This is a genomic window from Methylomarinum sp. Ch1-1 (assembly GCF_030717995.2).
Classification (GTDB): Bacteria; Pseudomonadota; Gammaproteobacteria; order Methylococcales; family Methylomonadaceae; genus Methylomarinum; species Methylomarinum roseum.
Window position 1 is genome coordinate 3897196 of sequence record NZ_CP157743.1, and the last position, 19664, is coordinate 3916859.

Below are 19664 nucleotides of genomic sequence, written 5' to 3' on the forward strand. Positions count from 1 at the left end.
CCGAACGGGCAGGCTGTAAAAGCACATTTTTTTAACATGTTGTGTAGCCCCTTTGTTTTCTCTGTGACTCGTTTTCCGAAACTTAATATTGTGTTCAGGGTTACTGGTTTATTTTCAACAATCGCGCGTTGATGGCTACGATTACCGTGCTCGCCGCCATCAGCACTGCACCCAGCGCGGGCGAGAGCAACACGCCCCATGCGTAAAGCGCGCCGGCCGCCAGCGGAATGGCCACGACGTTGTAGCCCGTGGCCCAGACCAGGTTTTGAATCATCTTGCCATAGGTGGCGCGGGAAAGCTGCACGATGGCCACGACATCCAGCGGATTGCTGCGCACCAGAATCACGTCGGCGGTTTCCACCGCTACATCCGAACCGGCGCCGATGGCGATGCCCACATCAGCCTGGGCCAGCGCCGGAGCATCGTTCACGCCGTCGCCAGTCATGGCAACCAAAATGCCTCGGGATTGGACCTGTTTCACTTTGGCGGCTTTGTCCTGGGGCAGAACTTCGGCAAAGTATTCATCTAGTCCGATCTGGTCCGACACCCACTTGGCCGTTGCTTTGTTATCGCCGGTGAGCATCATGCAGCGGATGCCCAAAGCCTTGAGTGCAGCTATGGCTTGCTTGGCCTCGGGGCGGATGATGTCTGCCAGAGCCATCGCGCCTTGCAACTGCCCGTCAACCAGAACAAACACGACCGTCTTGCCCTGGGCCTGCAATGGCTCGACCCGCTCGTCGTTCATGCTGATAGCTTGTTCTTGAAGGTAGCCGGGGCTGACCACTTTGATGTCTTTGCCCTCGACTCGGCCTTCCGCACCTTTGCCTGGGATGCTTTTAAAGTTTTCGACCGGCGACTTTTGCTCTGAAGATTCGGCAATAGCCTTGGCGATAGGATGTTCTGAATTTGCGTCCACGGAAGCCGCATACTTGCGCAGCGTTTGTGCATCGATGCCCTGCGCAAACACCAGGGTGTCGGTCACGCCGAATCGGCCTTCGGTCAACGTGCCGGTCTTGTCAAAAATAATGGCTTGCAACTTCCGGGCAGCTTCGAAAGCGCTGCGATTGCGAATCAGCAGGCCGTTGCTTGCGGCCAGCGCGGTAGAAACGGCCACGACCAATGGCACGGCCAGGCCGAGCGCGTGCGGACAGGTAATCACCATCACCGTGACGGCACGCTCAATGGCAAAGGCAAATTCCGTACTCATCAGAACCAGCCAGATGAAAAAGGTAATGCCGCCGCTGCCGAGCGCAATCAGGGTCAGCCACATCGCGGCAGTATCGGCCAGGTTTTGGGTTTTGGATTTGCTTTCTTGCGCCTGTTTGACCAGGTCGATGACCTGCGATAGAAACGAATCCTTACCGGTGCCCTTGACTTCTATGGTCAATGAACCTTCGCCGTTGATGGCGCCGCCGATGACCTTATCGCTGGTTTTTTTGCTGACGGGATTTGATTCCCCGGTGAGCATGGCTTCATTGACCGAACTCTCACCCTCGACAATGACACCGTCCGCGGGAACTTTCTCGCCCGGTTTGATCAGCACCTTGTCATTTACCACTAACTCGCCCAGAGGCACGTCTTTTACACTGCCATCCGGCAGGAGCTTGTGGGCGTCGGAGGGCATCAATTTAGCCAGTGCCTCCAGCGCCTTTGATGCGCCCATCACCGACTTCATCTCGATCCAGTGCCCCACCAGCATAATGTCGACCAGGGTGGCCAGCTCCCAGAAGAACATCTTGCCGGTCAGGCCAAACACCACCGCGCTGCTATATAGATAGGCGGTGGTAATGGCGACGGCGACCAGCGTCATCATGCCGGGCTGGCGGGATTTCAGTTCCTTGAGCAATCCCTTCAGAAACGGCCATCCGCCATACCAAAACACCGCCGAGGCAAAGCCAAACAACACATAAAGGTCGCCGGAAAAACCAATGACTTCCCGCAGTCCCACCAGCTTTTGCAGCATCGGCGAGAGCAGCAAAATCGGCAGGGTCAGGACCAGCGAGATCCAGAAGCGTTTCTGAAAATCGGCCGCCATGTGCGCATGGTGATCGTGATGATCGCCTCCTGCATGCGACATTTTGGTTTCAGGATTATTTTCAGTCGCGTGTTCATGATGCTTCATAACGGTCTCCTGGCATTGTTTATGATTGCTTCCAAGCCCTGATTAACCGCCCTCCACAATACTTTGAGCGGGCTTCGACATAGCTTTCTGCCGGCAATAGTGGAGACTTGGAACCAATCCCGCAGAACGTTCAGGGCTCAGCCGATCAAGCCGATGCCGTCTCGTTCATGATTTTAACGATGGTGTCTTCCACTTCCTGCGCCACTTCTGCCAGTTGCGGCGTGTTGAACATCGCCAGCAGCGTGCTGGGTTTCAATGTCGCCAACATGGTCTTACCGTCCTCCTCATAAACAGAAATGCGGCAAGGCAGTGCGGTGGAGACACTCATGTTTTCATTCAGCACTTTCTTCGCTTGTTGCGGTTGGCACACCTCAAAGATCAGGCATTCGTGGGCAAACTCCACGCCTTTCTTATTCATGGTCTCTTTCAGGTTGTGAACTTGCATGACACCGAAGTGATTCGCCTGGACGGCGGCCTGCAAGGCAGTCGCAGTGTCACTGACAGTTTTTTGCGTAGCACATTTAATCAGCATAGGTGTTCTCCTTTAATGATTTACAGTTCGCGTCGAAATGACTCCGAGCCCCGACTTATTTTTCGGTCAGTTTGAGAATAGCGACGACCAGCAAAATTACCAGCAACACGCCGGTCACAGGCCAAAGCCAAAGCCACATCCCGCCACTTAGGATTAAGCTAAGAATAACTTCCCGATATGGTTCCCATGCTCTGCGTGGGAACCCTGTCAGGGACGCTCCAGCGTCCCGAACCGCAGAGCGGTTCAGTCTTCATTCCCACGCAGAGCGCGGGAACGATAGTGCAGAGCCTGGAAGTTATTCGAAAAAGTCACCAACATAACAGTACTCCTCAAATAAACAATTTAGTGACTATCCGGCAACGACAGGAATGCAGTGTTCCGAACTTTTCCCACTCGAATCATCGCTGCCATAAAATATGAGCCGCTTCCAGCGGAACCGCCACGTCGTTGCGCTGTGGAATCACGCGAGCGGTATAGTCCGTCGCCGGGCGGCCCGCGGGCACGTGTGCCCGATAGGCGTAGCCATTGATGGCCCCCACCAGCTGCCGCACCTGCGCCATCTCCACGCGTTCAGGCGGCGTACCGTCAACGCCGTTGGCATAAAGCTCGACTCGCAGTGAAGCCGGGTCTAGGTCGTCGAAATACACTTGAACCTCAAATACATGCTGCTCACCATCAGTTTCAAGCTTCACTTCGCCAAAGTGAAGAGCGCTCCACTTTTGCGCCAGATCTCGCTGCCAATTAACCATCTCTGTGCCGATTGCGCCTTTATCGGCAGCCCGCGCAAGGTAAGCCGAGGCCACCGGGAGGTAGTATTGCTCCGTGTATTCGCTGACCGCCCGATTGGTGGAGAAGTGGGGTGTCAACCGCGCCATACTTTCCCGCATGCGCGCCACCCAGGCCGTGGGAATGCCTTGTTCGTCGCGCGTATAGAATTCGGGAATCACCTCATATTCCAGCAGGTCATAAAGGGCTTCGGCATCTTGCGCATCCCGAGCCGGATCGTCACCGTGCTCCTGGCCATCCCCCAATGCCCACCCCACTTCCGGTGTGTAGGCTTCCGCCCACCAACCGTCCAATTCCGATAGATTGATGCCGCCATTGACCAGCACCTTCATGCCGCTGGTTCCACACGCTTCCCAGGGACGGCGCGGCGTGTTGAGCCAAACATCCACGCCCTGCACCAACTGCTCGGTCAAATGCATGTCGTAGTCGCTGAGGAATATTACATGCGGATATACCTCGGGGCGCCGGATGAAATGCATCCATTGTTGGATTAGGGCTTGGCCGGCCTGGTCCTCCGGATGGGCTTTACCCGCCATGACGAGTTGTACAGGGCGTTGCGGATTGGTCAATAGGCGCAGTAGCCGTTCCGGATCGTGGAGCAGCAGATTCGGTCTTTTGTAGGTCGCGAAGCGGCGTGCAAAACCCAGCGTCAAGGTATTGCAATCAAACAGATGCTTCGCTCCCTCAACCCTCTCGGGTGGCGCGCCGGCAATGGCCAGTTGCCCGGAAAATCGTTCACGGACGTAGTCGACGAACGACCGGCTGGCGGCGGTGCGAAATCGCCATAGCTTGGCGTGGGAGACTTTGCGAATGTCTTGTTCCAGGGTTTCTGTTGCACCCAACCAACGATTCTTGCCACAGACTTCCGTCCAAAGATCGTCGGCCTCTGCCGAATCCCAGGATGGCATATGCACCCCGTTGGTTACGTAGCCGACCGGAAATTCATCCGCCGGCCAGTTTGGAAACAGCGGTTCAAACAGCTGCCGACTGACTTTTCCATGCAAGCGACTCACGCCATTGACCGCCCCGCTGCCTCGGATTGCCAGATAGGCCATATTGAAAAGTTCCGATGAGTCGTTCGGATTCTGACGCCCCAGGGCTAGCAAATCATGGACTGTCATGCCAAGATTTTGCTCGGCATAAGCACCGAGGTATTGCTTGATGAGGGCCGGATCGAAACGGTCAAAACCGGCGGCCACTGCCGTGTGCGTAGTGAAAAGGTTCCCAGCACGGGTTACGGCAAGTGCGACTTCGAAGGATTGCGCGGTCTCCTGCATGTAACTGCGAGCGCGTTCCAACACGGCGAAGGCCGCATGTCCTTCATTCAGGTGACAGACTTCCGGCTGTATGCCAAGTGCGGCAAGCAGTCTCCATCCACCTATCCCAAGCAGTAGCTCCTGCTTGAGGCGCAACTCCGGCCCACCGCCATACAGCTCGCTGGTAATGCCGCGATGCGCCGGAAAGTTTGCTGCGTCATTGCTGTCCAGCAGATAAAGCTTCACTCTGCCAACCTGGACTTGCCAGGCGCGCAACCAGACCGAATAACCCGGCAAGTCTATCTCCAAGCGCAACCACTCGCCATTCGCTTGGCGCAATGGCGTGATCGGCAATTGTCCAGGGTCGTTATACGGATATAGAGCCTGTTGCCTGCCATTCGTATCAAGCACTTGGCGGAAATAACCTTGCTGGTAGAGCAAGCCCACACCAACCACCGGCACACCCAGGTCACTGGCGGCTTTGAGTTGATCACCGGCGACATTGCCGAGCCCGCCCGAATAAATGGGCAAAGCCTCGCTCAACATAAACTCCATGCTGAAATAAGCGACACAGGTCAGGGAACCCTGCGAATGATTGCGCTGAAACCACGCGGGCGTCTCGATAGATTGCCGCCTATTCTGCACCAGCTCATCAACGTTCTTACGAAAAACGGGATCAGCCAACACGCGCTCGATCCGGTCGCGCGCGACCGTCTGCAGGACCACCCAAGGGTTCTGCGTAAGTTTCCACAGCGTAGGATCAAGCTGCCGCCATATCTGGTCGGTGGCATGGTTCCACGACCAGAACACATCCAGGGCCAGTTCCGCCAGGGCATCGAATCCTTCGATTTCCGTGGGTAACAGATTGTAGAGCGGGTGACTGGCACGAGTTTGTTTGCTCATGGTTTCTCCTTTAATTCTGTCTCGAATGGAATTCCGAGCTCCTGCGGGAATGAAAGTGTCGCCGCGATCTGGGCGTCTATTAGGGCTGATCGACGGCAGTGGCAAAGCCGGGACAATATCATCGTTGTCTGTCGTCCAAACGCCGCCATTGAGCGTCTTAGGAACCGGAAAGTTTTGTGACCGGCTAATACGCTGCTGCCGTTGTCGAAAGATGCTGTCAGCTCATTGCGGAGTATTCTTAATGGCCGACGACTCTGCCGCAGTTAGCAGGCATAAAAGCGGCGGGTTATTCACCCGCCACTCTATGCAATATCGAACCCTAGGGTCTGCTATTGTGCAGCTTTCAGATGCGTTACGGCTTCTTCTGCGGCTTTCTTGGCTAAGTCGGCATGCCCCATCTTGCCGTGCTCGATGGCCCCTTCCAGGCTTGTGATTCCTGCATCCAGATGTTCATCGGCGGCTTTCGCATGGGTTTTCGCCACCTCCGCATGTTCGGCGATAGCCTTGCCATCGGCGGCTTTAACAGCGGCCTCAGCGTGCTTGAGCGCTTGCTCCATGTGGCTTTCCGCAGCGTAAGCGCCAAACGAACAGACGCTCAAAACGATACCTGCCCATAAACCGGTGGGATTGATGTTGGTAAGTTTCATATTCATTTCCTGTAATTAAGAGTTTGAGGGTATCTCATTGCAATTGTGTAGCAGGCCAGCCAATGCAGACTCGGCTACACAGCTCAGTAGTGTTAGTGCTTGTTTTAGTCGTCTCCCTTGATATCTTCCTTGAGATCACTCAATCCTCCTTGCGCCTTGCCGACGTTTTTTTGAACTTTCCCTTCTAACTCCATACCTTTGCCGTCCAGTATCACGCCGGCAGCTTCCTTGACTTTACCTTTAGCCTCTTCGACTCGGCCTTTGATTTGATCTTTATTCATGATTGCCTCCTGACAATTATTGAGCCATGACCGGATAGCCATAAATGAAGCAGTGAATGATGTTTCCCATCGCTCAATAAAAAACAATACACTCAACATTGAATTCGGTCGGTGCGGCAGCGCACATAGACATAGAGCGGCCACTGTGAGATTTTCCGGTCAACCCTTTTATCCGATAGCGGCGTTAATACCTCAACGGTTCAGGTTAAGGCAGATATACTTTTGCGCGGTCATGTTTGCGGATTTTATGACGAGGCTATTTTGTTCGAGAGCAAGGCGCGAAAACAGGCGCATAGCAAGCTATGTAACTGTTTTCGCAACGCAGCTATCGGACAACAGAGCAAGTTAGAAAACCGCAAATGTGGCCGTGCGAAGTATATATACCCCTCGGTGAGCTGCTGCATTACCCTATTGTGTATCACTGATTGCGATCTTATGTTCGATAGCGTACGGACGTCATCTGTTGTTATGGTTAAAATTAGCCCACGGTTTCTAAATCATTCCAACAAAAGGGGCTCGGGGATTTGATAAAAACCACTGGCCGGATAGTTCTAATAAATGGGACCAACAACGCGAAGAGCTGAATCAGCTTTATAACGTTAATCCTGACAGGGAATATACAAGTCAATAGCGCTGATTGAAACAGCGCGGCAATAAACCTTAAACAAGAGGACAACAGAGATGAGCTGGAATCAAATAGAAGGTAATTGGAAGCAATTCAAAGGTAAGGCTAAGGAGACATGGGGCGACTTGACCGATGATGAACTCGATCAAATCGCCGGCAAGCGCGATATACTCCTTGGCAAAATCCAAGAAAAATACGGGATCGCGCAAGACGAGGCCGAAAAGCGTGTCAAAGAATTTGAGGACTCGCTTGATTGAGCGTTAGTTTCATTTTATGACTCTAGTAAAATGAGCACAGTCAAAATCATGGCAATCGTGCTGATCATAGCCGGGATCTTAGGACTGGTGTATGGCGGTTTCAGCTATACCCGGGAAACCCAGGAAACCAAGATAGGTCCATTCGAGTTATCCATTAAAGACAAACAGACGGTCAATGTGCCCGTCTGGGCAGGTGTGATGGCGATAGCGGCAGGCGGCGGACTCCTGCTTTTTGCCAGCAAGAAGAGCTAGCGGCTAAACCGATGAATCGTTCAACGGGTGACCCAGCCGTACTCATATGAGCACTAGATTTCGGCACTCCCTGCCGGAATGAAAGCAGCTATTTACCATCGAACTTTCTGTTAGGCGCTTAGGAGGTAATAATTGATGAACCAACCTGTGGAAAAATTCGGGGCGCCGACCCACGACGGCTTCTATCGGCTGATTCAGAAGAAAATATCCGACTATCAGCTCAAAATCCCATTAGAAATACGCTTATGGGGAGGTCAAACTTATCGCTTTGGAAATGACGAACCGGCGGTCAAAGTTTTAGTGAACGATCGCAACGGCTTAAAAGCGTTGCACCAACTCGATGAATTGAGAATCTGTGAGGCGTATATGAACGGCAGCTTAGATGTTGTGGGCGATATGCTGGGATTTGTCAGCCTCCGACGAGCGTTGCGCGACAGTCATCCGCTCCATACGCTGTGGCGGCGGATCGAGCCGTGGTTCATGGGGCGGGTTCCGACCGACCGCCAGGCCATCGCGGCCCACTATGATTTTCCCAGCGAGTTTTATCTCAAGTTTCTGGACCCGACCCGCTGTTATTCCCAGGCTGTGTTCGAAAGCGACGACGAAACTCTGGAAACGGCGCAGCGCCGCAAACTGGATTTCGCCATCGAGTCCTGTCGATTGAAGCCGGGAGATCGCGTTTTGGATGTCGGTGGCGGCTGGGGCAGCTTCATGGAACACGCCGGGCAGCGCGGCATTCAGGTCACCTCCCTGACCATTTCTCACGAATCGGAGAGATTTCTGACGGATTTGATTCATCGACGCCAACTGCCCTGTCGAGTGTTGAACCAGGACTATTTCGATTACGTCTCGCCCGAACCCTACGATGCAATTGTCATTCTGGGGGTGATGGAACACCTTCCCGATTATCCCGCCGTACTGCGGCAGTTCCAGAGACTGTTGAAACCCGGGGGGCGGGGGTATCTCGATGCCAGCGCTTTCCGGGAAAAGTATGCCAAGCCTTCTTTCATTGCCCAGTATGTGTTTCCGGCGGATCATGCCTATTTTTGCCTGCATGATTTTCTGACGGCGGTGGCAAAAACGCCGCTCGAGGTGCTGACAGTCCACAACGATCGCCACAGCTACTTCCTCACCTGCAAGGCCTGGGCCGAGAAACTGGAACTCTCCCGAGATGAAATCATCCGCCGATGGGGCGAAACGCTCTACCGTCGTTTCCGACTCTATCTCTGGGGTTCGGCCTATGGTTTTCTCAGCCACAGTATAGAAGCATTTAGGGTGGTTTTAGAACGTCCTCGGTAGCCTCTTGAAGAGCCCCAGGCAGAACAGGGGTTTATTACCCATACGCATCAAGCTAAGCGCAACTCGCCAGCAATTCCCATCAGTTTGAACGTTTTAGCGGTGTTTAGGGCATGGGGGGTGTCTATCGAGGAACGCCGTTCACCCAGCACCTAAATTATGCTGGAATGTAAAATATAGTCCAGTAGCCATGGAAATTTAGGTGCTGGGTAAACCCATCCCTGGGGGCTTGACGGCAGCATCCTTGCTGCCGACATCCTCGCCAAACACCCCCCAAGCCCTCTTTGTTATCTAAATTGGGAATTGCTGGCAACTCGCCGTTGCTAAATCCCCGGCCTGAATCTTTCAATCCTATGCCAAACTAAAAAACCAATACGTTCTGGGCGGGATGAATAACCCGCCCCGCCCAGAATTGAAGGAAGCCATAGAGACCTTCCTATGACCACTTTTCGTCAGCTAACGGCGAAAACCAATCCACCATGAGGAAATTCCGGCATCATCAAGGTTCTATGCAATTGATAATAGCGGGATTGTGAAATCGCATTCACTTACTCGATCCAAATACTTTGCTGCCTCTTGTCATTCTATGACTTCTACTACATGGGCCTTCGACCTCGAATGATGCGAAGCACAATCACGATGACGGCAATGACCAACAGAATGTGAATGAATCCTCCCAGCGTGTACGACGAGACCAAACCAAGCAGCCAAAGGATAATCAAGAGGATTGCTAGCGTTTCAAGCATGATTGCTTCTCCGTAAGGGGCCGTCCATTGACGGCATTTGCATTTCATAGCCGGCAGCGCTGCCGCCGACCAAACACTGGCCAAAGAGGGCTTCCGAAATGAAACCTTATGAAAGCCCTCCGACTGAGATCAAGGCTACGGATTTCCGATATTAAACCTCGGAATTCCACTCAACACGCCAAAAGCACTCAGAAGCCACAAAACCACCACGATAATCACTACGACGTTCAGAATCTGCTTGATGCGCGCATCCATGGGGATATAGCTGTTGACCAGCCACAACAGCAAACCGACGACGATAAGTACTACCACAAGTGAAATTAAATCCATAGTTTTCTCCAAAAAAATGATTGATGTATATTTCCATACCCAAGATTGAATCGCGGCGGCGCACGGAACAAGAAATCATGCCAAATGATTAACCCAGCACCACCCGCACCTGATGCAACTGCTTGTCCTCCTGTAAAGTAATGCTATTACCGTTTGTCTGGCGTACTCCGTCCAGCTCTATCATGGCGATACCACGCGCCACCCCATTCGGATTTTCAACCGAGATTTCATAGCGGGTCGTTTCGTGCTGATAAACAATGCTGTAACCGCTCCAACTCTTGGGAATACAGGGATCAAAAACCAACTTGTCGGCGCGGACGTTTAATCCTAATATCCATTCCATGCCAGCACGATAAAACCACCCCGCGGCTCCCGTATACCAGGTCCAACCGCCTCGTCGGACGTGGGGTGGCTCGGCATAGATGTCCGCCGCCAGCACATACGGTTCGACTTTATAGGCATAAACGCCGGTCCGGGTGCTCGTGCGCTTGACCGGATTCAGTATGCGCAGCAATTCCGCCGCCTGATCACCTTCACCGAGCATGGCAAAGGCAATGACTGACCAGATGGCTGCGTGGGTATATTGCCCACCGTTTTCCCTTATGCCAGGCGGATAGCTTTTGATATATCCCGGATCCCGCTCGGTGTTGTCGAAGGGCGGGGTAAACAGCAATATCAGGTCATCGCCATAGCGAACCAGGTATTCACGGACCGAAGCCATCGCTCGCCGCGCTCTTTCGGTCTCGGCGGCGCCGGACATAACACCCCAGCTCTGCGCGATCGAATCGATGCGGCACTCGGAATTGACGGCGGAGCCGAGAGGCGTACCGTCATCATAATAAGCGCGCCGATACCACGCTCCGTCCCATCCTTCAGCTTCCACCGCAGCCTTCAGTTGGCTGGCGTGTGCGCGCCAGCGGCTGGCCCGTTCCCACGCCCCCCTCCTCTCCGCCACGCTGGCGAATTCGGACAGCGTAGCAATCAGAAACCACGCCAGCCAAACGCTCTCGCCCTTACCCTGGTTGCCGACCCGATTCATGCCGTCATTCCAGTCGCCGCTACCCATCAGCGGCAACCCGTGCGAACCTGTTGCCAGGCTCAAATCGAGCGTCCGTGCGCAGTGCTCGAACAGGCTGGCTTGTTGCAGTGACTCGGTCGGCTGGTAATAAGCGTCATCCTGCTCCGGCTCCAGCATGGGCCCTTCCAGAAACGGAACCCTCTCGTCCAGTACCTCGAAATCGCCGCTCACCTTGATATAATGAGATACGGCATAAGGCAGCCAGATTCGATCGTCGGAAAAACGGGTCCGCACGCCGCGCCCGGTCGGTGGATGCCACCAATGTTGCACATCGCCCTCGTTGAACTGGCGCGCAGCAGCGCGCAGAAGATGAGCGCGGGTCAGGTCGGGCCGGGCGACCGCCAAGGCCATGCAATCCTGCAGTTGATCGCGAAAACCAAATGCCCCGCCCACCTGATAAAAAGCGGCTCTGGCCCATAAGCGGCAACTCAGGGATTGATACAGCAACCAACGGTTTAACAGTAGATCGAGTTCCTGGTCCGGCGTTTTCACCTGAACCTTGCCTAGCACTTGTTCCCACGACTGCTTCACTTGGATAAAGATTGACGCCATATCGGTCGCTCGATAGCGCCGGACCAACTCACGAGCATGGCCGCGGTCATTGCCCTGCCCCAGCAGAAAGACGATCTCGGCGCGCCCGTTAGACTCGAGTTCGATCTCCGACTCCATTGCCGCGCAAGGATCCAGTCCGGCACCTGCCCGATTTTTCAGCGCCTTGACAGCCAGCAAGCCCGCAGGTGCATCTAGGCAGCCGTTGCGGCCGATGAATTCGACCCGATCGGCAGTCCATCCGCTCTGCAGCCCGCCGAGATCGGCGAAGGCGATACGCTGGCCGAATTCCGCATCCCATGAATTATAAGCAAACAGGGCTCCCGTTTCCGGGTCATGTTCGGTGATGACATGCGCAGCGGTCACTGACCGCGAAGCGCCTAGCACCCATTCTACGTAAGCCGCGACTGTCAGCTTACGGGCTCGCCCGGAAACGTTCGTCAGCGTCAAAACCGAGATCTTGACCGGATCGTCCGGACTGACGAATTGCAGCAGCTCACTATGAATCCCGTGGGACGCATGCTCGAAACGGCTATAGCCTTGCCCGTGGCGAATCAGGTAACTGGCATTGTCGACCCGGATCGGCAGAACGGTCGGGCTCCATAATTCGTTCGTCTCATCGTCACGCAAATAGAACACTTCTCCAGGTGGATCGCTGACCGGGTCGTTCGACCAGGGCGTCAACTGATTTTCGCGGCTGTTACCGGACCAGGTGCAACCGCTGCCCAACTCCGAAACCATAAAGCCGAACTCGGCATTGGCGATCACATTGACCCAGGGGGCCGGAGTCCACTGGCCCTGATCGAGCACGATCACGTATTCGCTTCCGTTTTCGGCAAAACCGCCGAGTCCGTTGAAGCATTCTAGCGAAGGTAGCGCCAATGCGGGTGAATCGGCGTCGGGAGCGGACAACGCTTTAGGCGCGATGAAATCCCCCCCCGGTCGGCGGCGGCGCAACAGTTGTTCGGCCAAGGTACCCCGACTGCTGACCAGCTCCGCGCGCGCGGCCGTTTGCAGCAACCTTCGTTGTTCCGACGAAATCTGGTCGATCCGCAGCACAAAAATCCCGGCCTGGCCATTATGCTCATGATGGCCAGAATGCGCCTGATTTTCCCGCACCATACCCTCCAGCAGAGTCTGCAGATCGTCGGCGTAAGACAACTCCTTTTCGTTCAAGATCACCAAGTCGACGGCAAGCCCCTTGATGCACCAATATTCGTGGGCGCGAAGCAACTGTTCAACGATGGCGCGGTCTTCGGGCTCGGTGACCCTCAACAAGACAATGGGTCGATCGCCCGAGATACCAAACCGCCACAGCTCGGTGACGTTCAAGGTATTCATCCGCATTAACTTATTGGGTGGCCGCAGCGAGGAATCGGCATAGATCAAATGGTTAGCCAGATCCTGAAATAGCTGAGCCTCATCCGGTTTGGTGCGCAAATAATGCAACTGCACATGGGCGTGAGTCCAGGCCAAGGCGGACACGCGGTCCCATACAGACACGTTGTGGTATTTGTCGGCCAGTTCCTCCGCCGCTTGACGCGAGGCGGCGACCAGCGTGGTGAAAGTCACGTGTACGGTTGCACCCGCGGCGATGCTCACTCGCGTGCGGAGACTGAATATCGGATCGAGAACCGCGCCCACCGTATTGGTCAGCGGGCGGCCATCCATCACCGCAATCGGTTCCCGCAGGGTTTGTCCGCGCCCGACAAAGCGGGCCCGATCGGTTTCGTATTGGAGCCCGTCGCCGGTCTGGCGTTCGGCCAGCACATGAACCGCCCAAAGGTTAGGGCCGCTGGCCGCACGCTGGCGTCGCTGCGCAATCAGTGCATGGCTATGGGACAGAAACTCGGTGTGGACGAATAGATTGGAAAAGGCCGGATGCGAGATGTCTGCAGGCATAGCTGCAAGTACCACCTCCGCATAGGAGGTGATTTCGATTTCGCGTGTGCGCATGCCATTATTGGTCAAACTCAGGCGGCGGATTTCCGCATCATCCTCGGGAGAGACGACAATCTCCAACGTACTGACCAAGTCACCGTCGGTACGAGTGATGCGCGCACGGTCTTCGACAAAGAGCACTTCATAGCCGTCGGGAGGCTTCGCCGTCGGCTGGTAGCCAGCAGACCACACCTGGTTGCTTGCGACATCGCGCAGATAAAGATAACTGCCCCAAGCATCCTTTGTCACGTCTTCGCGCCAACGGGTTACCGCCAAATTACGCCAAAGACTGTAACCCGATCCGGCGGCGGTGATCATTACCGAGTAACGGCCGTTGGACAATAGGTGCGTGGAAGGCGCCGACGACATCGGCGAAGGCACGCGCCGAACCGGTGGTTGCACGGTTTCCTTGACTTCGGCGAGGGCCTGCAGCAACGGTAGGGTGCTGGACTCCGCACCGCGTGGGATGCGTTCCTGCAGCAACAAATCGGCCGCCTGGATCAACGGCGCGCGATGGAAGCGATGCCGCATCGCACCGTCATGCACCGCATTAGTGAAAGCCACCAGCGACATACCCTGGTGGTGGGCCATATAGCAACGCACCACCGCCACCCGCTGGCCTTCCGCAAGCCGGATCGGAGTATAATCGAGCGCCTCGTAGAAGCCAAAGCGACCCAGAGCCCCTTCCTTTTGCAAACGCGCGAAATTTTCCACTGCGGCATGCGGCAGGTACATCGCCGCTAAGGCCGTTGCATAGGGGGCAACCACCAATTCTTCGCCGAGTCCCCGCTTCATCCCGAGGCCGGGCACGCCGAAAGCGGCATACTGATAGGTGAGGAACAGGTCGCGGCCATTGAAAGCCGACTCCGAAATGCCCCACGGCACGCCCCGTTCCTGGCCATATTCGATCTGCCGCTGCACCACCAAGCGGCAGGTCTGATCCAGCAGACTGTAACGTGGGGTAAAGGTCACCAGGGAAGGCATCAGATATTCGAACATCGATCCCGACCATGACAGCAACACGGCGCCATGCGCGGCGCGTGTCACCCGGCGGCCAAGATGAAGCCAATGGGCGCTCGGCACATCGCGCTTGGCGATCGCGATGAAGCTGGAAAGGCGCGCCTCGGAAGCCAGCAGATCGTAATAGCTGGTATCGAGGGCTCCCTCCGTCACACGGTAACCGAGCGAGAACATGTGACAATCCGGGTCATAGAGAAAACGAAAATCCATCTCTTGGAACAAAGTTTCCAACTGGGCCGTCATGCCCTCCAGCCGTTTCGTGAGTTGATCCGCTTGCTCTCCGGCGCGCCGCAGCAGCACCGCCAGCGCATTTTTCTCATCGAGCGCCAGGATTCCCTCCGGCATTACCTCGAACTCAGCCAAAGCCAAAGCGTAACAGCCGGAGAAGTCACTCAGGCGGAGATCCAGGGTCAGCTGTTTCCTAAGCCCCGCAGGAAGAGGGCCCGCGAAATTGATCCAGGGAACCAGACTTTCCACATCGCGTGCGTGAGAACGAATATCATCGCGCAACAAGGTCGCCCATGCCAGCACTTCACTGTCGTCCGCATCGCCGCGTTCGTCGGCATAGGCGCGCGCCAGGTCTAGCTGAGTATCGGCGACCAGTGTCAACTGCCGCCACAGGTGACTCCAACCGGCCAGATCGGCTGGATGGCTTGCCAGCAGTTCTTCGAGCACGGTTCCTTGCTGACGCAGCTCTTTCAGAGTAACCGTATGCGTACGCCGGTCATCAGTGATTTCGGCGAGAGCCGCCATGAACAGTCGACACGTATCCGTCAGACCGGTCTGCGCGGTGGCCAACGCAAGCGGCCGTCTCAGCGTTTCCCGACAGACCTCGGCCAGCGCCAATAGATGCGCCGCCAGATTGCCGCTGTCCACGGTCGATACATACCGGGGTTCCAGCATGTGCAGATCGCGGGTATCGTACCAATTATAAAAATGGCCGTGTAGACGCGGCAGCGCGTTGAGTGTCGTCAGCGTGGCTTCGAGCCGGTCGACGGTGTCGATCAGTCCGAGCCAGCCGAAATCCCGGGCGGCCGCCACGGACAGCAAGTAGAGGCCGAAATTGGTCGGCGAGCTGCGATGAGCAATGACGGGATCAGGGGTTTCCTGAAAATTATCCGGCGGCAGATGGTTTTCCTCCGCCGTTACGAAAGTGGTGAAAAAACGCCAAATACGCCGACCGGTCAAGCGCAATTGCACGGTATCCTCGGGCTGCAGGGACTCGGCCCGATCGAGTCCGGGCGGGAGACTCAGCCCGCGAGCAATAACCGGCGCCAACCACCATAACAGCAGAAACGGTGCCGCGAACATGATTCCGGCCGGATTGAGAAACAAAACTATGCCGCCGGCGCCAATCACCACTATTGACGAGTGGCTTAAGGGTCGGATCAGGCTCGTTAGCGCATGACCGGCCGTTTCCTTTGCCTGCAGGGCGGTGACCCACCTCAACAATTGGCGCCGAGTAATAAACAGCCTCACTAATGTACTGCCGATGGCGTCCAGCATCATCCAGGCATGTTGGGCGAGTAAAGTCAGCGCCACCAGACTGTTGCCTAGCGCCCAAAGCACATTTTCAACCGCCGCTCGCAGATGGGTGCCCAGCGAGATGCCCGGCCGGGGCCAGATGAAGATACCCATGCTCGCCATAATCGCGGGTAAGCCTATTGCCGCCAACACAAATCCGACTAGAAAAGCCTGCGGTGCATGCGGGATAGTCCAAGATGCGACCAACATAAAAAAGGCAGCCGGAGCCGATAGGGATCGGCGCAAATTGTCGAGCATCTTCCAGCGCCCGATCATCGGGAGATCCTTGCCGCGGGTTCCGAATATCCAAGGTAACAGTTGCCAATCACCCCGTGCCCAACGGTGCTCCCGTGATGCGGCGACCTCGGTGTGGGATGGGAATTCCTCGAAAAACTCGAGATCGTTTACCAACGCGCAACGCACGTAGACGCTCTCGAATAAATCATGACTGAGCTGAGTATTGTCCGGCACTCGTCCGGCCAGCGCAGCTTCGAAGCTGTCGACGTGATACAGACCTTTGCCGCTGTAAGTGCCGAGTGCGAACAGATCCTGATAAAGTTCGGATACCGAGCTGGCGTAGGCGTCGGTGCCGGAAGCGCCGGCAAACATCCGGTGAAATAGCGAACGCTCCTGTCGCTGCGGCAGAGTGGACGTCACGCGTGGCTGGAGAATACCGTAGCCATTCACGACACGCTGGGATTTGGAGTCGAACACCGGCCGATTCAATGGATGGGCGGCCACCCCTACCAATTGAGCGACGATACCCATCGGCAACTTGGTGTCGGCATCGAGGGTAATGACATAACAAACGCCGGGGGGAGCCACGGCAGGCTTGCCGTCAATCGGCAGGAAAGATGTATCGACAGCGCCCCGCAATAGGCGATTGAACTCATGCAGCTTGCCGCGCTTGCGTTCCCACCCCATCCACTTGCCTTCGCCGGGATTCCACAAGCGTTTACGGTGGAACACAAAAAAGCGCTGTTCGCCATACTTGGCATTGAGTGCGGCGACTGCGCTAGTCGCTATATTCAATAACTGCTCATCGTTGGGCAGGGTTTCCTGCTCCGCATCTCGCCAGTCGGACAACAAGGCAAAGCGCACCTCACCATCCGGATTGGACAGATAGCGTATTTCCATCTGCTCGACCTGTTCCTTAACCCCGGACTCACTGGTGAATAGCGTCGGGACGACGACATAGGTGCTCAAACTCTGTGGCACACCACCATCCTTCAGGTCGAGCCTTGGCAGATGGAATGGCGGAAAGCCGGCAATGATGAGCCGGTTCAGCAGGCCGACGGCGATATCCGATGCCGGAAACGCGCCGAGCAGCATCAGCAGGAACAGCTGAAAGCCGCTGAGCCCGGCGGCGATACAGACACTCGAAAGCAGTGTCATCAGCAACAGTGTCGCCAGGCCGAGACTGCCCACATAAGCGAATTCAGTGTGAGCGATATAGGCGCGCAGCAGCCATTGCTTGAACGAAGGTCGAAAGCCGACTTCCGGTTCGAACGCGTAACGGCCGGCACTGATCAAGTAGTAGCCCGGTTCCTGCAAGCGTTCGTCGCTGGGGAATTGTTCTTTGGCGCCCTGAACCTTGGCGATCACCCTGCGGGCGATCTCCACCTCCGAATACGGCGAGCGCTTGGCGAGATCTTCAATGGCGTGGCGGTAACGATCGCGGGTCAGAAAATCCATTGCCGCGTAACCTTCGTGAGTGCGCAGACAGGCATCCACCAGGCTCGCCTCCTCGACGAACCGAGGCCATTCGAACGCGGTGATGGCGCGCATGCTGATGATGATGTTACGGACCGTCCAGTTATCTGCGATCTGGCCGGCGTGTTCCCGGTGCACGATTTCATCGAGACTGACGCCTTGCTCGTCCAACCAGTCATTCAGGAAATCGAGGGACAACGCGGTGCCCGAATGAGGATCGTGCGAACGCTGCAGAATTTGAACCGCGTAGGCTTGACGCAATTCGGCGGCGGGCAATTCCGGCACAGGAAGCGGCAATTCCGCCTTATCGCTTTGAGCGGCGTGCTGCTCGACCTGATCGACATACTCATCCGCCAACCGACGGCCGTTTTGGGAGCGCATGATGCGAACCGCCAAACGGCGCAGATTCTCGACCAGCAATACCCGCAGCGTAATCGGTATCGCCCATAATTCGCCCAGCGTCAGAGGTTGAACGTTTTGATAGGCCCGTACGAAATGCGTCAGCAACCCCGGGTCGAAGCGACTGTCAGTATGGGCCACCAAGGCCCAGGCGATGCCGTAGATGCGAGGATAACCAGCCAGTACGCCCTCTGCCAACTTGGGCAGTTCCCGATAATAGGATTCCGGCAAATCGATTTGAATGTCAGCGACCTGCTCTTCGATCACATGAAAATTATCCAGGAGCCATTCGGCCGCCGGCGTGATGGAGTGTTGCCCACGGACCTCCTTGGCGACGGCTTGGTAAGCTTCCAGCAACACCCAGGAATTCTCGCGCACCCTAGGGATCAGTTGCTTCCCTTTATTACGGTCACTGATTTTTTGCGCTTTCGCCAAACTCACCGCATGCTGTTCCAGTCGTTCGGTGCTAAACAACTCGAAACGGATGGGCGCTTCGTCACCTCCCGGATGATCGAGCCTAACACGTCGCCTTTGATCTCGTCGCCTAGCCATGGTTTACTTCTCCAAGCTCAAATAAAAATACGCGAGCGCCTACTTTGTGATTGATCGACTCACTAAAGCGATAACCTCATATTGCTTTAGGGGCTGGGCGGGGCGGGTTATTTAACCCGCCCCAAACGTTTAACTTACGCTAGTCACGGCTGAATCGTTCAGGACCTCGTTGACCCGCATTTCGCATAGCGATATGCGGACTACTTGCGCCGCGGCTCCGCCAAAGTCTGCCCGTAGGAGGCCCGTCCTCGGGCCGAATGGCTCTTTTCGCGCCGAGGGCGGCGCTCCTACGCAAAGCACCGTCTTGCCTTCGGATGTTGAACAGCGTGAAGCGCATCAAAAACCGGTGCGCTTCCTATCGTCAGCACACCCTACCGCATCGTAGGGCGGCTTCGCGAAGCAAGCCGCCAAAAACCGCCACCGGGGCAAAATTGGCCGTGCACGCGGGGTGGGGTATTTAACCCGCCCTAAACGTTTAACTTACTTTAGGCGTATTTTTTGCCACTCATTCATTTAATGAGGTAGCCCTGGTCTCTCAGCGCCCGGTAGTTGACCCGCATAGCGGAAAAGCCCTTCGCGGCTAGATTACGCCCAATAAGACCAGGATCAGTAAGATGATCAGTATTGCCCCGAGTCCGCCGCTGGGCCCATACCCCCATCCCCGGCTATACGGCCAGACAGGAATAACGCCAACGAGGATCAGGATAAGAATGACGAGTAAGATTGTACCGATTGACATGACAGACTCCTGTTAGGATAAAGATTCTTGGATAGCGCCTCACGTAAGATTCTGGTGCATGAGCCCAGGATCCGACGAGGATCAAATACACCGATGCCGGCGTCACCCCGAGCCCG

12 protein-coding genes are annotated in these 19664 nt (G+C 55.7%); 3 read left to right on the top strand and 9 right to left on the bottom strand.

Going from position 1 to position 19664, the window contains the following annotated elements; translation table 11 throughout:
- Positions 1–100 precede the first annotated feature (100 nt).
- The 5 genes from Q9L42_RS17810 to Q9L42_RS17830 all read right to left on the bottom strand — a co-directional run bounded on the left by Q9L42_RS17810 (position 101) and on the right by Q9L42_RS17830 (position 6527).
- Positions 101–2122 carry a copper-translocating P-type ATPase gene (locus Q9L42_RS17810; protein WP_305907080.1) on the bottom strand — a complete coding sequence of 674 codons (2022 nt, stop codon included), beginning with the start codon at positions 2120–2122 and terminating at the stop codon, positions 101–103.
- A 145-nt stretch (positions 2123–2267) separates the two neighbouring features.
- Positions 2268–2654, bottom strand: a complete 387-nt coding sequence (locus Q9L42_RS17815; RefSeq protein WP_305907079.1) for a DUF302 domain-containing protein — start codon at positions 2652–2654, stop codon at positions 2268–2270.
- A gap of 398 nt (positions 2655–3052) precedes the next feature.
- Positions 3053–5599, bottom strand: coding sequence for an alpha-glucan family phosphorylase (gene glgP / locus Q9L42_RS17820; protein WP_305907078.1), 2547 nt, complete (start codon positions 5597–5599; stop codon positions 3053–3055).
- Positions 5600–5928: 329 nt separating this feature from the next.
- On the bottom strand, positions 5929–6246 hold the full coding sequence (gene smbP / locus Q9L42_RS17825) for a small metal-binding protein SmbP (RefSeq protein WP_305907077.1): 318 nt from the start codon (positions 6244–6246) through the stop codon (positions 5929–5931).
- 104 nt (positions 6247–6350) lie between these two features.
- On the bottom strand, positions 6351–6527 hold the full coding sequence (locus Q9L42_RS17830; protein WP_305907076.1) for a CsbD family protein: 177 nt from the start codon (positions 6525–6527) through the stop codon (positions 6351–6353).
- Positions 6528–7208: 681 nt separating this feature from the next.
- Between Q9L42_RS17830 and Q9L42_RS17835 the strand changes: the two genes are divergently transcribed.
- The 3 genes from Q9L42_RS17835 (at position 7209) to Q9L42_RS17845 (ending at position 8960) form a co-directional block, all read left to right on the top strand.
- Positions 7209–7409: a CsbD family protein gene (locus Q9L42_RS17835; protein ID WP_305907075.1), complete on the top strand. Its 201-nt coding sequence runs from the start codon at positions 7209–7211 to the stop codon at positions 7407–7409.
- A gap of 30 nt (positions 7410–7439) precedes the next feature.
- Positions 7440–7661, top strand: coding sequence for a hypothetical protein (locus Q9L42_RS17840; protein WP_305907074.1), 222 nt, complete (start codon positions 7440–7442; stop codon positions 7659–7661).
- Between the two features lie 135 nt (positions 7662–7796).
- Complete coding sequence (locus tag Q9L42_RS17845; RefSeq protein ID WP_305910154.1) at positions 7797–8960, top strand: class I SAM-dependent methyltransferase; 1164 nt, start codon at positions 7797–7799, stop codon at positions 8958–8960.
- Between the two features lie 593 nt (positions 8961–9553).
- Here Q9L42_RS17845 and Q9L42_RS17850 read toward each other — a convergent pair.
- The 4 genes from Q9L42_RS17850 to Q9L42_RS17865 all read right to left on the bottom strand — a co-directional run bounded on the left by Q9L42_RS17850 (position 9554) and on the right by Q9L42_RS17865 (position 19548).
- A complete protein-coding gene (locus tag Q9L42_RS17850) occupies positions 9554–9751 on the bottom strand; it encodes a lmo0937 family membrane protein (RefSeq protein WP_349432766.1) in 198 nt (65 codons plus the stop codon).
- An 87-nt stretch (positions 9752–9838) separates the two neighbouring features.
- On the bottom strand, positions 9839–10033 hold the full coding sequence (locus Q9L42_RS17855; protein ID WP_305907071.1) for a Thivi_2564 family membrane protein: 195 nt from the start codon (positions 10031–10033) through the stop codon (positions 9839–9841).
- 88 nt (positions 10034–10121) lie between these two features.
- Positions 10122–18809, bottom strand: coding sequence for a GH36-type glycosyl hydrolase domain-containing protein (locus tag Q9L42_RS17860; RefSeq protein WP_349431530.1), 8688 nt, complete (start codon positions 18807–18809; stop codon positions 10122–10124).
- Between the two features lie 580 nt (positions 18810–19389).
- A complete protein-coding gene (locus Q9L42_RS17865) occupies positions 19390–19548 on the bottom strand; it encodes a DUF3309 family protein (protein ID WP_432648859.1) in 159 nt (52 codons plus the stop codon).
- Positions 19549–19664: the final 116 nt, after the last annotated feature.